At 71.3% G+C, this 14597-nt stretch carries 14 protein-coding genes; 6 read left to right on the forward strand and 8 right to left on the reverse strand.

The genetic code is table 11. From position 1 onward, the window contains the following. Positions 1-148 precede the first annotated feature (148 nt). Positions 149-1462 carry a phosphatase PAP2 family protein gene (locus ABT092_RS19055; protein WP_351245279.1) on the reverse strand — a complete coding sequence of 438 codons (1314 nt, stop codon included), beginning with the start codon at positions 1460-1462 and terminating at the stop codon, positions 149-151. Positions 1463-1807: 345 nt separating this feature from the next. Between ABT092_RS19055 and ABT092_RS19060 the strand changes: the two genes are divergently transcribed. Beyond that, complete coding sequence (locus ABT092_RS19060; RefSeq protein ID WP_351245281.1) at positions 1808-3190, forward strand: serine hydrolase domain-containing protein; 1383 nt, start codon at positions 1808-1810, stop codon at positions 3188-3190. Between the two features lie 194 nt (positions 3191-3384). On the opposite strand, the gene ABT092_RS19065 is transcribed toward ABT092_RS19060, so the two are convergent. The 4 genes from ABT092_RS19065 to ABT092_RS19080 all read right to left on the reverse strand — a co-directional run bounded on the left by ABT092_RS19065 (position 3385) and on the right by ABT092_RS19080 (position 6473). Beyond that, positions 3385-4245: a GNAT family N-acetyltransferase gene (locus ABT092_RS19065; protein WP_351245283.1), complete on the reverse strand. Its 861-nt coding sequence runs from the start codon at positions 4243-4245 to the stop codon at positions 3385-3387. 124 nt (positions 4246-4369) lie between these two features. Beyond that, the gene (locus tag ABT092_RS19070) at positions 4370-4852 is read right to left on the reverse strand and encodes an NUDIX domain-containing protein (protein WP_351245285.1); all 483 of its coding nucleotides are present in this window, start codon (positions 4850-4852) and stop codon (positions 4370-4372) included. A gap of 58 nt (positions 4853-4910) precedes the next feature. After that, positions 4911-6056, reverse strand: a complete 1146-nt coding sequence (locus ABT092_RS19075; protein WP_351245287.1) for a cystathionine gamma-lyase — start codon at positions 6054-6056, stop codon at positions 4911-4913. A 42-nt stretch (positions 6057-6098) separates the two neighbouring features. After that, positions 6099-6473, reverse strand: a complete 375-nt coding sequence (locus ABT092_RS19080) for a phage holin family protein (RefSeq protein WP_351245289.1) — start codon at positions 6471-6473, stop codon at positions 6099-6101. 118 nt (positions 6474-6591) lie between these two features. Between ABT092_RS19080 and ABT092_RS19085 the strand changes: the two genes are divergently transcribed. From ABT092_RS19085 to ABT092_RS19100, 4 genes are all read left to right on the forward strand, one after another. Beyond that, positions 6592-6909, forward strand: a complete 318-nt coding sequence (locus ABT092_RS19085) for a cupin domain-containing protein (RefSeq protein WP_351245291.1) — start codon at positions 6592-6594, stop codon at positions 6907-6909. Between the two features lie 180 nt (positions 6910-7089). Next, a complete protein-coding gene (locus ABT092_RS19090; RefSeq protein ID WP_351245293.1) occupies positions 7090-7293 on the forward strand; it encodes a DUF5326 family protein in 204 nt (67 codons plus the stop codon). 167 nt (positions 7294-7460) lie between these two features. After that, complete coding sequence (locus ABT092_RS19095) at positions 7461-8186, forward strand: IclR family transcriptional regulator (protein WP_351245419.1); 726 nt, start codon at positions 7461-7463, stop codon at positions 8184-8186. A gap of 99 nt (positions 8187-8285) precedes the next feature. Further along, the gene (locus tag ABT092_RS19100; RefSeq protein WP_351245295.1) at positions 8286-8723 is read left to right on the forward strand and encodes an SsgA family sporulation/cell division regulator; all 438 of its coding nucleotides are present in this window, start codon (positions 8286-8288) and stop codon (positions 8721-8723) included. 23 nt (positions 8724-8746) lie between these two features. On the opposite strand, the gene ABT092_RS19105 is transcribed toward ABT092_RS19100, so the two are convergent. Continuing rightward, positions 8747-10171 carry a YibE/F family protein gene (locus ABT092_RS19105; protein ID WP_502968462.1) on the reverse strand — a complete coding sequence of 475 codons (1425 nt, stop codon included), beginning with the start codon at positions 10169-10171 and terminating at the stop codon, positions 8747-8749. Positions 10172-10399: 228 nt separating this feature from the next. Between ABT092_RS19105 and thiC the strand changes: the two genes are divergently transcribed. Continuing rightward, entirely contained in the window at positions 10400-12220 is a 1821-nt protein-coding gene (thiC, locus tag ABT092_RS19110) for a phosphomethylpyrimidine synthase ThiC (RefSeq protein WP_351245299.1), read from the forward strand. 27 nt (positions 12221-12247) lie between these two features. Here the strand turns inward: thiC and ABT092_RS19115 are convergent, their stop codons facing one another. Both ABT092_RS19115 and ABT092_RS19120 read right to left on the reverse strand, forming a co-directional pair. Beyond that, positions 12248-13093 (reverse strand): hypothetical protein, encoded by an 846-nt coding sequence (locus ABT092_RS19115; RefSeq protein ID WP_351245301.1) that lies wholly within the window; start codon positions 13091-13093, stop codon positions 12248-12250. 181 nt (positions 13094-13274) lie between these two features. Next, a complete protein-coding gene (locus tag ABT092_RS19120; protein ID WP_351245303.1) occupies positions 13275-14417 on the reverse strand; it encodes a metallophosphoesterase in 1143 nt (380 codons plus the stop codon). Between the last annotated feature and the right edge of the window lie 180 nt (positions 14418-14597).

The following is a 14597-nucleotide window of genomic DNA, read 5'->3' on the forward strand; positions in this document are numbered from 1 at the left end:
CGCGGTGGGCCCCCCCCCGGGGTTGGGCGCCGGGCGCGGCGCGGCCCCCCCGCCGCCCCCGCGCCGCCGGGCGCGGGGGGCGCGGGCGACCCCGCGCCCCCGCCGGGGGATGGTGAGCGCTTCGATCGGCGCTCCGCGGGGCGCCGGTTCAGGCCGCCTCGGGCTGCGGGACCGCCCGCGGAGCGGCGGGCACGGCGTCCCACTGCCGGGTGGTCCGGAGGTAGGCGTAGATCACGGAGAGCATCGCCGACACCAGCAGCGGTCCGAACAGCCAGGGGAGGTCGGCCATCTGCGTCGCCAGGTAGCGGTAGGACAGCAGCAGCGCCGTGAAGACCCCTGCGCCGTAGGCGACCAGGCGGATGCCCGCGGGCTCCCAACCGCGGTCATGGGCCCGCAGCGCCGCCTCGATGGTGAGCGCGAACACCACGCCGGCGAGGAGGTCCACGCCGTAGTGGTAGCCGAATCCCAGGGTGGCGCCGAGCGTGGCGACCAGCCAGAACGTTCCCGCGTGGCGCAGGAAACGCGGCCCCCGGCGGGAGTGGACGAAGATGGTGGTGGCCCAAGCGGTGTGCAGGCTGGGCATGCAGTTGCGCGGGGTGATCTCGTCGAACGGCACCGCCTGCGGGGTGTCGATGGAGGGCAGCGCGTTCGGCCAGATGTTGGCCACCGCCCACTGTCCGCCGTCGGCGCCGTAGACGAAGACCGGACCGACCACCGGGAAGATCATGTAGATGCCGGGTCCGAGCAGACCGATGACCAGGAACGTGCGCACCAGGTGGTGGGTCGGGAAGCGGCGCTCGGTCGCCACGTTGCGCAACTGGTACAGCGCGGCGAGGACCGCGGCCACCGCGAGCTGGACGTAGACGTAGTCGAGTACCGCGGGACCGACCGGCTCGGTGGCCTCGACCAGCCGGCCCACCAGCCAGGACGGGTTGCCGAGTGCCTGATCGGCGGTGGCCAGGTACGGGTCCAGAACCTCGGGCTTGGTCTTCGAGGTGATGAGCAGCCAGGCGTCGCCGGTCTTGCGACCGGCCACCAGCAGCAGGCCCAGCCCCACGCCCTTCAGCAGCAGGAGGCGTTCCGAGCCGGTGCGGCGGGTGAAGGCGATGACCACGCAACCCGCCATCACCCACAGCACGCCGCTGCCGAAGTAGTGGCCGTCCGTGACCTCGATGCCGGCGATCCACCGCACCAGCAGGATCGTGAGGTCGATGCCGACGGCGGTGCCCAGGGCGATGAAGCGCTGTCGCCAGGTGAGCACCACCATCATCAGCGCCATGCTCGCGTAGAGCAGGAAGCCCGATTTAGGTGGGAATATCGCTTCCCGTGCCTGGTTGACGATGGGCCCCGGGAGGCCGTAGTGGCGTGCGGCGATCTCCAGCGCGATGAGGAACCCGAGGGTTATCACGCCTGCCGTTGCCCATAGGATCGCCCGCGGTTGGCGCCACGCGGCGAAGTTCATTCTCTGGTTTATTCGCGAAAGCGCCCGCGATGCTATGGATATCAATTGTTGTTTGGCCGATTGTTAGAAGTATTGGTTAATTGGTCACTCTTTGTGCCGGAGGGTGTCGTTTCCGGTGAAGGCGGGCGGTGGGGGCGATCGCCGTGGGTTCGATCATTTTATCGAATCGCTCCCTGTGGCCCGCGCCGGCCACGAGCGGGGCGCACCGAGCGGTGCCGGACCGTCCGTCCGCACCCTCGGGCTGCGGGACCCCGGACCATGATCACCGGGATGGTGCACGGGCCGGGATCACGGTTTGGGGCAAAAGAACTCGACGGAACGGCCCGTTGTGGGTGGACTGGGAAGATGACGACTTCTCCTGATGGACTGCTCCCCACCACCCGCCGCGCCCTGCTGCACCGACTCGCCGCGGCCCAGACGGACGGACGGGCCCCCTCGCTGGTCGCGGCGATCGGTCGGGGCGGAACGACCGTCTGGGAAGGGGCCCGGGCGGCGGGCCCCCTTCCGGGGGAGACCCAGTACCGCATCGGTTCGATCACGAAGACCTTCACCGCCGTGTTGGTGCTCAGGCTGAGGGACGAGGGACTGCTGGATCTCGGCGACCCCCTGGAGAAGCACCTGCCGGGGACGGGCGCCGGCGAGGTGACCATCGCGGAACTGCTGGCGCACACCGGCGGCCTGGCCGCGGAGACGCCGGGCCCGTGGTGGGAGCGCACCCCGGGAGCCCTGCGTCCGGAACTGGCCGACGTGCTGGGGGAGGAGCCGTTCCGCCACCCCAAGGGCCGGGTCCACCACTACTCCAACCCCGGGTACACCCTGCTGGGCGCCCTGGTGGAGGAGGTGCGCGGCGCCCGGTGGGAGGACGTGCTGCGGGAGGAGGTCCTGGAGCCCCTGGGGCTGCACCGGACGGGCAGCCGGCCGCGGTCCCCGCACGCCGAGGGCTGGGCGGTGCACCCCTGGGCAGACGTGCTGCTCCCCGAACCCGTGGAGGACCTGGGATTGATGGCTCCCGCGGGACAACTGTGGTCGACGACCAGCGACCTGGTGCGGTTCGGCATGTTCCTCGCCCGGGGCGACGAACGCGTGCTGAGTGCGGAGTCCGTGCGGGAGATGCGGACGCCGGCCGCCCCCGCCGCGGGCCCGGACCTGGCCACGGGGACCTCGTACGGGCTCGGCACCCAGATCCTGAACCTCGGCGGTCGCACCCTGATCGGACACTCCGGGTCACTGCCCGGCTTCCTCGCCGCCCTGTTCTTCAACCCGGAGGAGGACGTGACGGCGGTGGTGCTCGCCAACTGCACCGCCGGGCCCCTGGTGGTGGGGGTCGCCGCAGAGTTCGTCCGCATCGTCGCCGAGGCGGAGCCCCGCATCCCCGAGCCCTGGCGCCCGGCGCCCCGGGTGGACCCGGCGGTGCTGGAACTCGCCGGGCCCTGGTACTGGGGCGCCACCCCGCATGCGCTGCGGCTCACGGAGGACGGTGGCGTGCTGCTGGGACCGTTGAACGGCTGGGGCCGCGGTTCGCGGTTCCGAGCCCGTCCGGACGGCACCTGGGTGGGCCTGGAGGGGTACTACGCGGGGGAGGTCCTGAGGGTGGCCCGTCGTTCCGACGGCTCGGTCAGCCACCTCGACCTGGGATCGTTCGTCTTCACCCGCGAGCCCTACGAGGCGGGTGCGCCCGTTCCCGGCGGGGTGCACCCCGAAGGGTGGCGCGGCAGCGCCGCCCCGTGAACCCGAGCCGCTCAGCGGTGGGCATCGGTCCGGGCGGCGTCCGAGGCGAGCCGGGCGCCGGGGCCGACGGCGGCGTCCGGCGCCGTCGGAGGGGTCCGGGAGTCCTCGATCGCCTGGGGGCCGTCCGCCACGGCCCCTCGTACCGCGTTGCCACGGCGGTGGCAGGTCGGACCGTCCGGTGACGGACGTGACGGTCAGGCAGCGGCCACGGTGACCGGGGCGAAGCGGCGGGTCCAATCACCGGGCAGGCCCGCGGTGCCGTGCACCATCACCTCGTTGTGGAAGGCGGTGGTGAGCCCGCGGGCGTGGAGCCAGGCGAGGAACGCCTCGTGCCGGGTGTCGACGTCCACGCGCACCGGCCGGCGCGCTTCCCGGGCGAGTGAGGTGACGAGGGCCTGCGCGGTCGCGGTGTCCCGGGCGACGAGGGGGCCGATGACCTCGGTCTCCGTGTTGGGCCAGATCGCGGCGTATCCGATGAGGCGCCCGCGGTCCTCCGCGACCCGGATCCGATCCGCGAAGGCCGGGAGGCGGGTGAGGACATGGGTCCGATCGGAACCGAAGACCTCCCCGTCCAGCCGCAGGATCGATCCCAGGTCGTCGGCGGTGGCGGGGCGGGTGGGACCCGCCTTCCCGTCCGGGGCGAAGGTGCCGGAGACGGATTCGACCTGCCCGACCGTGGTGAAGCCCAGTTCCTCGTACAAGGGCTGGCCGCTCCGCGTGGCATGGAGGGTGAGGGGTGTCGAGCCCGCCTCCGCGAGGACGTGCTGCATCATGCGCCGCCCGACCCCCCGCCGTGCATACCGCTCCGCGACGAGGACCATGCCGATCGCCTGGAGGTCGGGGCGACGGGGTGGACCGTAGGAGGTCACCACGCAGGCACCGAGGAGTCCGTGCCCATCGGGGGCGTCCAGGCCGTAGCCGGTCCCGGCGGCGAGGAGCAGACCCCACTTGTGGTCTTCCCGGGACCAGCCGCGGTCCTGCGAGAGATCGGCGCAGACAGCGGCGTCCCGGGGGGTCAGTCGGCGGAAGGGGAGAGCGGGGGAAGGTGTCGACACGCTGGTCAGGCTGTCTGACGAAGCCACTCCGCGTCCACCACTTTGCGAGCTCTGGTCCTGATCTTTCGCCCCCGATGGCGTCGGTGCGCTTGTTTCACGTGAAACATCGTCTCGACCGGCCGGGTCACCCCAGGTCGGGTGCGTGCATCGCCCGTACGCCTTCGATGTTCCCGTCGAGGTAGTGGCGCAAGGAGAGGGGGACCAGATGGACCGAGGCGATGCCGACCCGGGTGAAGGGCACTCGGACGATCTCGTACTCGCCGCTCGGCTCCTCCACCTCGGGGCCGTGGCGGAGCGAGGGATCCATGGACGCCATGCGGCAGACGAAGAAGTGCTGCACCTTCACACCGGGGGCGCCCCCGTCCTCACGGAGGTGCTCCACGGTGTCCACGAAGCAGGGCACCACGTCGGTGATCTTCGCGCCGAGTTCCTCGTGGACTTCTCGGTGCAGCGCATCGACCACGGTGGCGTCCTCGGCCTCCACCCCACCGCCCGGCGTGACCCAGTACGGGTCGACGCCGGGCTTGGTCCGCTTGATGAGAATCAACTCCTCGCCGTCCAGCAGGATGGCGCGTGCGGTGCGTTTGACCACGGGACGGACCGTCATGGGAGGAATGTGGCCCGGTTGGTTCCACGTGAAACATCGCGGGCGGCACTCCGGGACCTCACCCCGACCGCTCCAGGGCCCGCAGGACGTCGTGGATCAGGTCCTGGGGATCCTCGATGCCGGCGGACAGACGGATGAAGCCCTCGGGCACCGCGTCACCGCCCCAGCGGCGGCGGCGCTCCGCGGTGGACCGGACTCCGCCGAAGCTGGTGGCGTCGTCCACCAGGGTCAGCGACTCCAGGAACCGCTCGGCATGGCCACGGGACGGCAAGGTGAAGGACACCACACAGCCGAACCGCCGCATCTGCCGGGCGGCGGTGGCGTGGCCCGGGTCCTCGGGCAGTCCGGGGTACCGGAGTCCGGTGACCTCGGGTCGGGTGCGGAGGGCCTCGGCGAGGGCCAGGGCGTTCGCGTTCTGACGATCGGCACGGACCTGGAGGGTGGCCAGGGAACGATGGGCCAGCCAGGCTTCCATGGGACCGGGGATGGCCCCGATCAGCTTCCGCCAGCGTCGTACGGCAACGGCGGCTTCCGGGCGACAGCTGACGTAGCCGAGGAGGAGGTCTCCGTGCCCCGTGAGCTGCTTGGTCCCACTCCCCACCGAGAAGTCCGCCCCGAGTTCCAGCGGTCGTTGGCCCAGGGGCGTGGCCAGGGTGTTGTCGACCGCCACCATCGCCCCCCGGGCATGGGCGGCGTCGATGGTGCGCCGCAGGTCGCAGACGTCCAATCCGGGGTTGGAGGGCGTTTCGATCCAGAGCAACCGCGCCCCGTCGAGGACCTCCAGCTGTGCCTCCCCCGCGGTCGGGGCCGTGCGCACCGTGATGCCGTACGCGGTGAGCTGCTCCTGGATCAGGGGCAGCACCTGGTACCCGTCCGAGGGCAGGACCACGCTGTCGCCCGCCCGGAGTTGGGAGAAGAGCGTGGCGGACACGGCGGCCATGCCGGAGGCGAACGTCAGCGTCTCGACCGTCCCCTCGGGCGCGGCCGGCGCCTCCAACTCGCTGATCGCCCGTTCCAACCAGGTCCAGGTGGGGTTCTCCTCCCGCGCGTACCGGTAGGGACCCGTCGCCTCACCGGGTAGGTGGAAGTGTGCCGCGAACACCGGCCCCGGCAGTGCCGGCTCGTGCTTCACGGGTTCGGGCAGCCCCGCCCGTACCGCTCGGGTGCCGTCCCCGACGCTCCGCGCCGCGTCCTCCGCCGTCATCGTCCCGTTTCCTTCCTGTCGTAGACGGGTTCGTCGGGCTCGTCAGTCGTCGTCGGGCAGGACCACGTTCAGTGCCCAGGACACGACGGAGATGATGAGCCCGCCGAAGACCGCGGTCCAGAATCCGTCGACGTGGAAGCCCACGTCCAGCTTCTCCGCGACCCACGAGGTCAGCAAGAGCATCAGCGCGTTCACCACGAGGGTGATCAGGCCCAGGGTCAGGACGAACAGGGGGAAGGTCAGGATCTTCACGACCGGCTTGACGACGACGTTCACCAAGCCGAAGATCAGCGCGACGATGATCAGCGCGACCGCGGCCTCCCCGGTGTCCCCGGTGAGAGTGATCTTGTCGAGCAGCCAGATCGCCACGGCCAGGGCGCCGGCGTTCGCGAGCGTCTTGACGAGGAAATTCATCATGTGTCTGATCGTGACAGACGAGCCCGGCGGGGTAACCCCCGCGGGGGCCACCGTTACCAGGCGACGACCGCGAGGGGACGGGCGGCGGGACGCGGACCGGACAGGGACGGGCAGGCAGATGAAGGCATTCCGACTGGACGAGTTGGAGTTCGAGCGGGCCGCCAACGAGGGCGCGTACCTACAGTTCCTGCGGGAGCGGAACATGTCGGTGGGCCTGTACGCGCTCGATGCCGGGGCTCAGGACCCGCAGCAGCCCCACGGCCAGGACGAGGTGTACTTCGTGGTGAGCGGGCGGGCCTCGATCACCGTGGGCCCGGAGACGACGACGGTGGCGCGCGGCAGCGTCGTGTACGTGCCGGCCGGGGTGGAGCACAAGTTCCACCACATCACCGAGGACCTGCGGGTCCTGGTGGTGTTCTCCCCGCCCGAGAGCTGAGCGCGACGGCGGTCCGGACTCGGGGTTCCTTCAGGGTGCGCTCAGGGGAGGACAAGGGGCCGTGGGCGTCCGCCGGGCCGGCGCGCGTCCTAGCATCGGGAGCACGTACAGGATGGCAGCACCCTCCGGCCCGGGCCCGCGGGTGCGGACGCCGGTGACGCGGAACGGAGGGAAGGAATCGTGCAGGAGATCCTCGCGGGTGTGCCGTGGTGGGTGAAGTGGGTCGCGGTGCCGGTCATCGCGCTCTTCGTGTTCGGCGGACTGATCGTCGGAGTGCTCTCCTTCCTCGTGGGCGTGCTCTTCAAGGTGCTGGTGCTCGTGGTGCTGGTCGCCGGACTGATCTACGTGGTCCGGAAGTTCACGGCGTCCCGGGGTGACGGGTAGCACATCCGCACGGCATGGGAACCGGAGCCGAGGTCCCCCTCCAGAGGGAAGATTGCCTGACATCTGGAGATAGTCCGGATCGGACGACTACAGTCGAACCGGACACCCACTCGCCACGGGAGTGAGCCTTGGCCTCGGATGATCCCGTCCCCACCCTGATCGGCTCCGTGCAGCGCGCCCTGCGACTGCTGGAGGCGGCGGCCTCGCGTCCCGAGGGCGCGCCCGCCAAGCAGTTGGCGCGCGAGGCCGGTGTGGCCCTGCCCACCGCGTACCACCTGCTGCGCACCCTGGCGCACGAGGGCTATGTGCGCCGGGAGCGCGGCGTCTACCGGCTGGCGGAGGCCGCGGGGCGGTTGGGCGGTGCCGGCGCCCAGCAGAATCGTCGCAGCATGATCCAGGACGCGCTCGCGCACTGCCACGACCTCCTCGGCGCACCGGTGTACTTCGGGGTCTACCGGAAGGGCGAGATCGAGCTCGTGGCGGTGGCCGACAGTCCGGCGCACCCCGCCGTCGAGGAGTGGGCCGACTTCCGGGAGACCGGGCACGCCCATGCGCTCGGCCAGTGCCTGTTGTCCCAACTCGGGGAGAAGGCCCGCCGGGACCACCTGCACCGGCACCCCGTCCGCTACGTGACCCCCTACTCCGTGCGGGACGAGGAGAGCTTCCTCAGGCGTCTCGCGGCGGTGGACCGGATGCAACCCGTGCTGGAGCACCAGGAGTACGCCCTGGGCACGGTCTGCGCCGCCCTGCCCCTCATGGTGGGGACCACGGCGATGGCGATCGGTTTCTCGCTGCCCGCGCACCAGGAGGACCGGTTGCTGCCCATGCTCGCCCGGTTGGAGCGAGAAGTCGGAAGACTGCTAGGGACACCCGCTTTCTCTATCAGCATCTGAAAACTCACTCCTTGTGATCTGTCGTGTACGTTAAGCAAGATGCCATGAGTGTCAGGGGGCTGATTCCTGGCCAGTCGACGCCACACGACGGGGTAGCCAATGCGCGAGTCGGTACAGGCAGAAGTCATGATGAGCTTTCTCGTCTCCGAGGAGCTCACGTTCCGCATTCCCGTGGAACTGCGGTACGACAGTGCTGATCCCTATGCGGTACGGCTGACCTTCCATCTTCCCGGCGACGCGCCGGTGAGTTGGACGTTCGGCCGCGAACTGCTGGTGGACGGGGTCGCCGAGCCGTGCGGGGACGGGGACGTGCACATCGCTCCGGACGATCCGGAGATCCTCAGCGATGTGTTGATCACCCTTCAGGTGGGCGCGGAACAGGCGGTCTTCCGCGCCGGGGTGGCACCGCTCATCGCGTTCCTCGACCGCACGGACAAGATCGTTCCACTGGGGCAGGAGCGGGCCATGGCGGGCTTCGACACGTTGTTGGACCAGGCCCTGGACCGCATCCTCGCGGAGGAGCAGAGCGCCGGCTGACGCCGTGTCACGAACCGTGCGCCTCAGGTCCGGGCCTTGCGACGACGGCCGCGTCCGCCGGGCGGGGGAACCGTCCGTCCGGCGGCCGGCCCGCCGGTCCGGTCCGCGGCCACCACCAGGGTGGCCAGCGCCGTCGTCACCGGTACGGACGCCACGAGCCCGATCGAACCGACCAGGGTGCGGACGATCTCCTCGGCCACCAACTCGCTGTTGGCCACCGCCCCGACGGAGCTCTGCGCGATCGAGAACAGCAACAGCAGCGGCAGCGCGGCGCCCGCGTACGCCAGCACCAGCGTGTTCACCACCGAGGCGATGTGGTCCCGGCCGATGCGGATGCCCGCGCGGTACAGGGCGCGCCGGCTCATGGTCGGATCGGCCTGGTGCAGCTCCCACACCGCCGAGGTCTGGGTGACGGTCACGTCGTCCAGCACGCCGAGCGAGCCGATGATCACCCCGGCCAGCAGCAGCCCGCTCATGTCGATCGACGGGTACAGGCCGTGGATCAGGCCGGTGTTGTCGTCGGTGTCCCCCGACAGCGCTGCCCAGCCGATGAACAGCGAACCCAGCACCCCGATCAGCAGCAGGGACACCAGGGTCCCCAGGACGGCCACCGAGGTCCGGGCGGAGAGCCCGTGGCACATGTACAGCGCGATCAGCATGATCGCGCTCGCCCCGACCACCGCCACCACCAGCGGGTTCGAGCCCTGGAGGATCGCGGGCAGGATGAAGAACGTCAGCACCAGGAAGCTCACCGCGAGGGCGACCAGTGCCATCAGCCCCCGCAACCGCCCGACCAGCACCACGGCGAGCGCGAACACCCCGGCGAGCAGCGCCATCGGGAGCCGTCGGTTGACGTCCGCCACCGAGTACTGGAGGTCGCGGGGCGCGTCCGGCGCATAGGCGACGATCACCCCCTGTCCGGTCTCCAACTGCCGGGAGGCGTCCGGCTGCACGATCTCCGTGAACGTCCGGCCCGCGTGGGGTCCCGTGGTCACCTCGATGATGGCCTTGCCGCAGGTACCCGCGGCCCGCTGCTGGGCCTCGCTGCCCTCCGCGGTCGAGGTGTCGCCGGTCGGGGGCACTGCACCGGCGTTGACGGACGCGCAGTCCACCCGGTCGATCCGGGTCACCGTCGCCTGCTGGGTCTGCCGGTCGAAGCCGACCCCGGTGCGTTCGTGGCCGGGCGCGCCGCCCGGCCACAGCACCGCCAACCCCACCAGGACCGCGGTGGCGAAGGGGATCAGGACGGCCGCGATGATGCGCCGCAGCCGCGCCGAGACCGGAGCCGCCGGGCCGTGGGAGTGGGAGTGCCCGTGCCCCCCGTGGCCCGAGCGGCCCCCGTGTTCCGGGCCCCGGGGGCCGGAGGGAGGGGCTGGTGGTGCCGGAGCGGGCGGCGGCTGCCAAGGCTGCCCGGGGGGCGGTACGGGGGGCTGCGGCGTCGTGGTCACCGACCGATCATCGCAAGAACGACCGGGGCCCACTGTTCAGCACGCCAGGGATGGCGCTAGCGTGGGAACACCTTTGCACACGCGGGAGCTCGGAGCACCGGGCTGAGAGGGCGCTGACCTCCGTACCCGGGCCCGTTCGACGCCTCGTGCGTCGGGGCTCCGGCGGAGAGCCGCTGCGTCGACCGCTGAACCTGTTACCGGGTAATGCCGGCGTAGGGAGTAGGTCTCATGACCATCGAGGACGCACGCACGCCTGCCGTGACCGCACCGGTCGCGGACGCCGCGGAGGGCTCCGAGCAGCCGGCCGGGTCGACGCCGACCCCCGGTTGGCACAAGGCGTACGTCGAGGGCACCCGCCCCGACCTGCGGGTGCCGGTCCGTCAAGTCCACCTCACCAACGGTCGGTCGGTCACGCTGTACGACACCTCCGGCCCGTACACCGATCCGCACGCCGACACCGACGTGCGCCGCGGGCTGCCGCCCCTGCGGGAGAACTGGATCGTCGCCCGCGGGGACACCGAGGAGTACACGGGGCGTCCCGTCCGCCCGGAGGACGACGGGATCAAGCACACCTCGCCGCGCGGCGGGCTGCGCAACCTCGACGCGGTGTTCCCCGGCCGCCCCCGGCTGCCGCGTCGCGGACGCGACGGGGCGCGGGTCACCCAGCTCGCCTACGCGCGGCGCGGCGAGATCACCCCGGAGATGGAGTTCGTGGCCCTCCGGGAGGAGGTCGAACCCGAGGTGGTCCGCGCGGAGATCGCGGCCGGCCGGGCGGTGCTGCCGGCGAACGTGAACCACCCGGAGATCGAGCCGATGATCATCGGCAAGCGGTTCCTGGTGAAGGTCAACGCGAACATCGGCAACTCCGCGGTGACCTCCTCCATCGAGGAGGAGGTGGAGAAGATGACCTGGGCGACCCGCTGGGGCGCCGACACGGTCATGGACCTCTCCACCGGCCGCAACATCCACACCACCCGCGAGTGGGTGCTCCGCAACTCCCCCGTCCCGATCGGAACGGTGCCGCTCTACCAGGCGTTGGAGAAGGTGGACGGCAAGGCGGAGGAGTTGACCTGGGAGATCTACAAGGACACGGTCATCGAGCAGGCCGAGCAGGGCGTGGACTACATGACCGTCCACGCCGGCGTGCGGCTTCCGTACGTCCCGCTCACCGCTCGGCGCAAGACCGGGATCGTCTCCCGGGGCGGTTCGATCATGGCCGCCTGGTGCCTGGCGCACCACAAGGAGTCGTTCCTCTACGAGAACTTCGCGGAGCTCTGCGAGATCCTCGCCGCCTATGACGTGACCTACTCGCTGGGCGACGGACTCCGCCCGGGCTCCATCGCGGACGCCAACGACGACGCCCAGTTCGCCGAGTTGCGCACCCTCGGCGAGCTGAACCGGATCGCCAAGGGCTTCGACGTCCAGACCATGATCGAAGGCCCCGGGCACGTCCCGATGCACAAGATCAAGGAGAACATCGACCTCCAGCAGGAGATCTGCGAGGAGGCCCCCTTCTACACCCTCGGCCCGCTGACCACGGACATCGCGCCCGCCTACGACCACATCACCTCCGGGATCGGCGCCGCGATGATCGCCTGGTGGGGGACGGCGATGCTCTGCTACGTCACCCCCAAGGAGCACCTGGGGCTGCCCAACCGCGACGACGTCAAGACCGGCGTCATCACGTACAAGATCGCTGCGCACGCAGCGGACCTGGCCAAGGGGCACCCCGGGGCCCAGGAGTGGGACGACGCACTGTCGGACGCCCGCTTCGAGTTCCGTTGGGAGGACCAGTTCAACCTGGCGCTCGACCCGGACACCGCGCGCTCCTTCCACGACGAGACGCTGCCCGCCGAACCGGCCAAGACGGCGCACTTCTGTTCCATGTGCGGCCCGAAGTTCTGCTCGATGAAGATCAGCCGGAGCATCACCGAGCAGTTCGGCGGTGCCGCGGACGCCACCGCGGAGGAGGTCGAGGCCGGGATGCTGGAGAAGTCGAAGGAGTTCGCCGCCTCGGGCAACCGGGTCTACCTGCCGATGGCCGACTGACCCGCCCCGGGCGCGCCGGGCCCGGCCCTACTCGGGCCGGTCCCCCGGTCCGCCGAAGTCTGGGCTGCTGTAGCGCGGACGGGAGTAGCTGGGGCGGGCGTCGGTCCGCCCCCGGTCGGGGCTGCTGAACCCCGGCCGGTGGTAGCCCAGGTGGGGCATCCGGCCGGCCGGGGCGGAGCCCACGGTGCTCCCGCCGGAGGGCGCCGTGGTGCGGGGGTCCGGGTCCGCGCTCGGTTCCTCCGGGGCGGGCTCCTCGGCCAGCACGTTCCGCAGGAAGGGCAGGATGCCCCGCTCCCGGAGCGCCTCCCGCCAGCGCTGCCCGGCCGCTTCCACCTCGGCGTCGATCGCGCGCGGGGCGTCGGCCCGCAGGGCGGTCGCGTCGTTGCGCAGGGCGGAGACCAGGATGCCGGCGCCGGCGATCAGGATCGTCACCGCGGTCAGCGCGCCGAAGGCCCAGCCCGTGTTGAGCAGGGTCCGGCCGACCGCCAGTTGGGGGGCGAGGGCCCGGAGGACGTAGCCGACGAGCAGGAAGATCACGGCCGCCGTGCCGGCGAGGACCGGGGCCAGGACGGTGAGCACGGCGAGGACCCCCGCGCCGGCGTGCCCCTCGACCGCGGCCGCCCCGTCCGTGCGGGCCTCCGCCCGGGCCCGGGCGCGGACCGCGGTGTACGCCTCGTACTCGGCGTCCGCCGCCGAGGTGATCAGGGCGCTGGCGTCCAGGGCCACGGCGCGGAGCCGTTCGAGGGTGAACCGGTCGCCGGACACGGCCAGTTCCGGATGGTGCGGGACGGTGCGCAAGGTTTCGTCGAGGAGCCGCTCGTACGCGATGCGGTCCTCTCTCGACAGCTGCCGCGGAACGCTGTTCATGTGCATCCCCCGATGCTCCGTGGGGCGGACGGCCCTCCCGGTGGAGGGCCGTCGAGCAGAAACGGAGGGAAGCCCGCCAAGGGTAGGGCGATGGTAGGCCCGACACCGCACGGGGTGACAGTGGATTTCCGAAAATAGTGCTATCGGACCGCAAGATCCTTCGCCCGGGCGGAGGCCCGCGCAACGTTCAAGCGTGCAGCGGGAGTTGCTGTACCAACAGGCTGCCGGCCATGGTCACCCCGCCGTCCATGGCGATGGCCAGCCCGTCGGCGTAGACGTGCGGGCCCTCCACCACCGGGCCGCGGCTGTCGTCGCCGTCCTCGGAGACGACCTCGCCCAGCAGGTAGGGGATGGGGCTGTGACCGTGCACGATGCGGGACCCGCCGTAGGCGGCGAGGAGTTCCCGGGCCGCCCGGGGCCCCGCTTCGTCGCGGAAGGCGAAGCGCTTGGTGAACTTGCGGAACAGGTCCCAGCACTCGTCGGCGTCGTTGCGGGTCAGCGTCTCGCGGACGGTGTCGTTCACCTCCTCGACGGAGGCGCCGTACTCCAGGTAGGCGGTGGTGTCCGAGTGGAGCAGCAGGTGGTCGTCCTCCTCGACCATCGCGTCGAGGCGGGACATCCACTGGAGGTGGTGGTCCTGGAGGCGGTCCATGTCGGACTTCTGGCCGCCGTTGAGCAGCCAGGCGGCCTGGAAGGTGGCCGTGCCGGCACCGGAGTTGACCGGCGTGTCGCCGAACCGGCGGGCTCCGATCAGCAGCAGTTCGTGGTTGCCCATGAGGGCCTTGCAGTAGCCGCCGGCGGCGGCGGCCTCCGCGGACAGCTTCATCACCAGGTCGATCACGCCGATGCCGTCGGGCCCGCGGTCGGTGAAGTCGCCGAGGAACCACAGGCGGGTGTTGCCCGCGGACCAGTTCCCCTCGGCGTCGATCAGGCCCTTCTCGTGCAGGGCGGTGACCAACTCGGCCAGATAGCCGTGCACGTCGCCGACCACGTACAGCGGGCCGAGCCCCTCCGGCCCGCGCGGGGCGGGCGCCGGGACCGGGGCCGGCGTCACCGGGACCTGGAGGGTGTCACCGCGGTTGATCACCGGCAGGTCGCGCTGGGTCGGCGTGTAGCCCTCCGGTTCCTGACCCGGCTGGTACGGGCCGCCGCCGGAGGGCGGGGGGTAGGTCGCCGCGGCCGGCGGGGGCGGGGCCGCGAGCCGCGGATCGGGATGGGCGGCGGGCCGGTCCGGTGGTACGGGGCCGGCCTCGTGCACATAGGCCGGCACCCGGAAGTCGCGCACCGTCGGCGTTCGCACGACGGGTCCCTGACCTGCCCCCTGAGTCATCGACCCCTCCACCACCTCGCGCCGCAACTGCACCGGATCGGACTGCCTGGTCGCAGCGGCCCGCGGTGTCGTCCGCCCATCATAGGAATGTGGCTCGCGCTGTGTGATGACCCAGGGGTGGTGAATCGGATCGGCGGCCCGGTTCACCGCGCATTTCTCCCGAATTGAGAGGCACCCGGT

Source organism: Streptomyces sp. NPDC002490 (assembly GCF_040296045.1).
Classification (GTDB): domain Bacteria; phylum Actinomycetota; class Actinomycetes; order Streptomycetales; family Streptomycetaceae; genus Streptomyces.

Excerpts from the sequence above, each read along its gene's own strand:
- ABT092_RS19075 (WP_351245287.1), bottom strand. The coding sequence starts at position 6,056 with ATGACGGCGGAGGACGCGGCGCGGAGCGTCGGGGACGGCACCCGAGCG.
- ABT092_RS19055 (WP_351245279.1), bottom strand. The coding sequence starts at position 1,462 with ATGAACTTCGCCGCGTGGCGCCAACCGCGGGCGATCCTATGGGCAACG.
- ABT092_RS19080 (WP_351245289.1), bottom strand. The coding sequence starts at position 6,473 with ATGATGAATTTCCTCGTCAAGACGCTCGCGAACGCCGGCGCCCTGGCC.
- ABT092_RS19060 (WP_351245281.1), top strand. The coding sequence starts at position 1,808 with ATGACGACTTCTCCTGATGGACTGCTCCCCACCACCCGCCGCGCCCTG.
- ABT092_RS19100 (WP_351245295.1), top strand. The coding sequence starts at position 8,286 with ATGCGCGAGTCGGTACAGGCAGAAGTCATGATGAGCTTTCTCGTCTCC.
- ABT092_RS19070 (WP_351245285.1), bottom strand. The coding sequence starts at position 4,852 with ATGACGGTCCGTCCCGTGGTCAAACGCACCGCACGCGCCATCCTGCTG.
- ABT092_RS19120 (WP_351245303.1), bottom strand. The coding sequence starts at position 14,417 with ATGACTCAGGGGGCAGGTCAGGGACCCGTCGTGCGAACGCCGACGGTG.
- ABT092_RS19115 (WP_351245301.1), bottom strand. The coding sequence starts at position 13,093 with ATGCACATGAACAGCGTTCCGCGGCAGCTGTCGAGAGAGGACCGCATC.
- ABT092_RS19085 (WP_351245291.1), top strand. The coding sequence starts at position 6,592 with ATGAAGGCATTCCGACTGGACGAGTTGGAGTTCGAGCGGGCCGCCAAC.
- thiC (WP_351245299.1), top strand. The coding sequence starts at position 10,400 with ATGACCATCGAGGACGCACGCACGCCTGCCGTGACCGCACCGGTCGCG.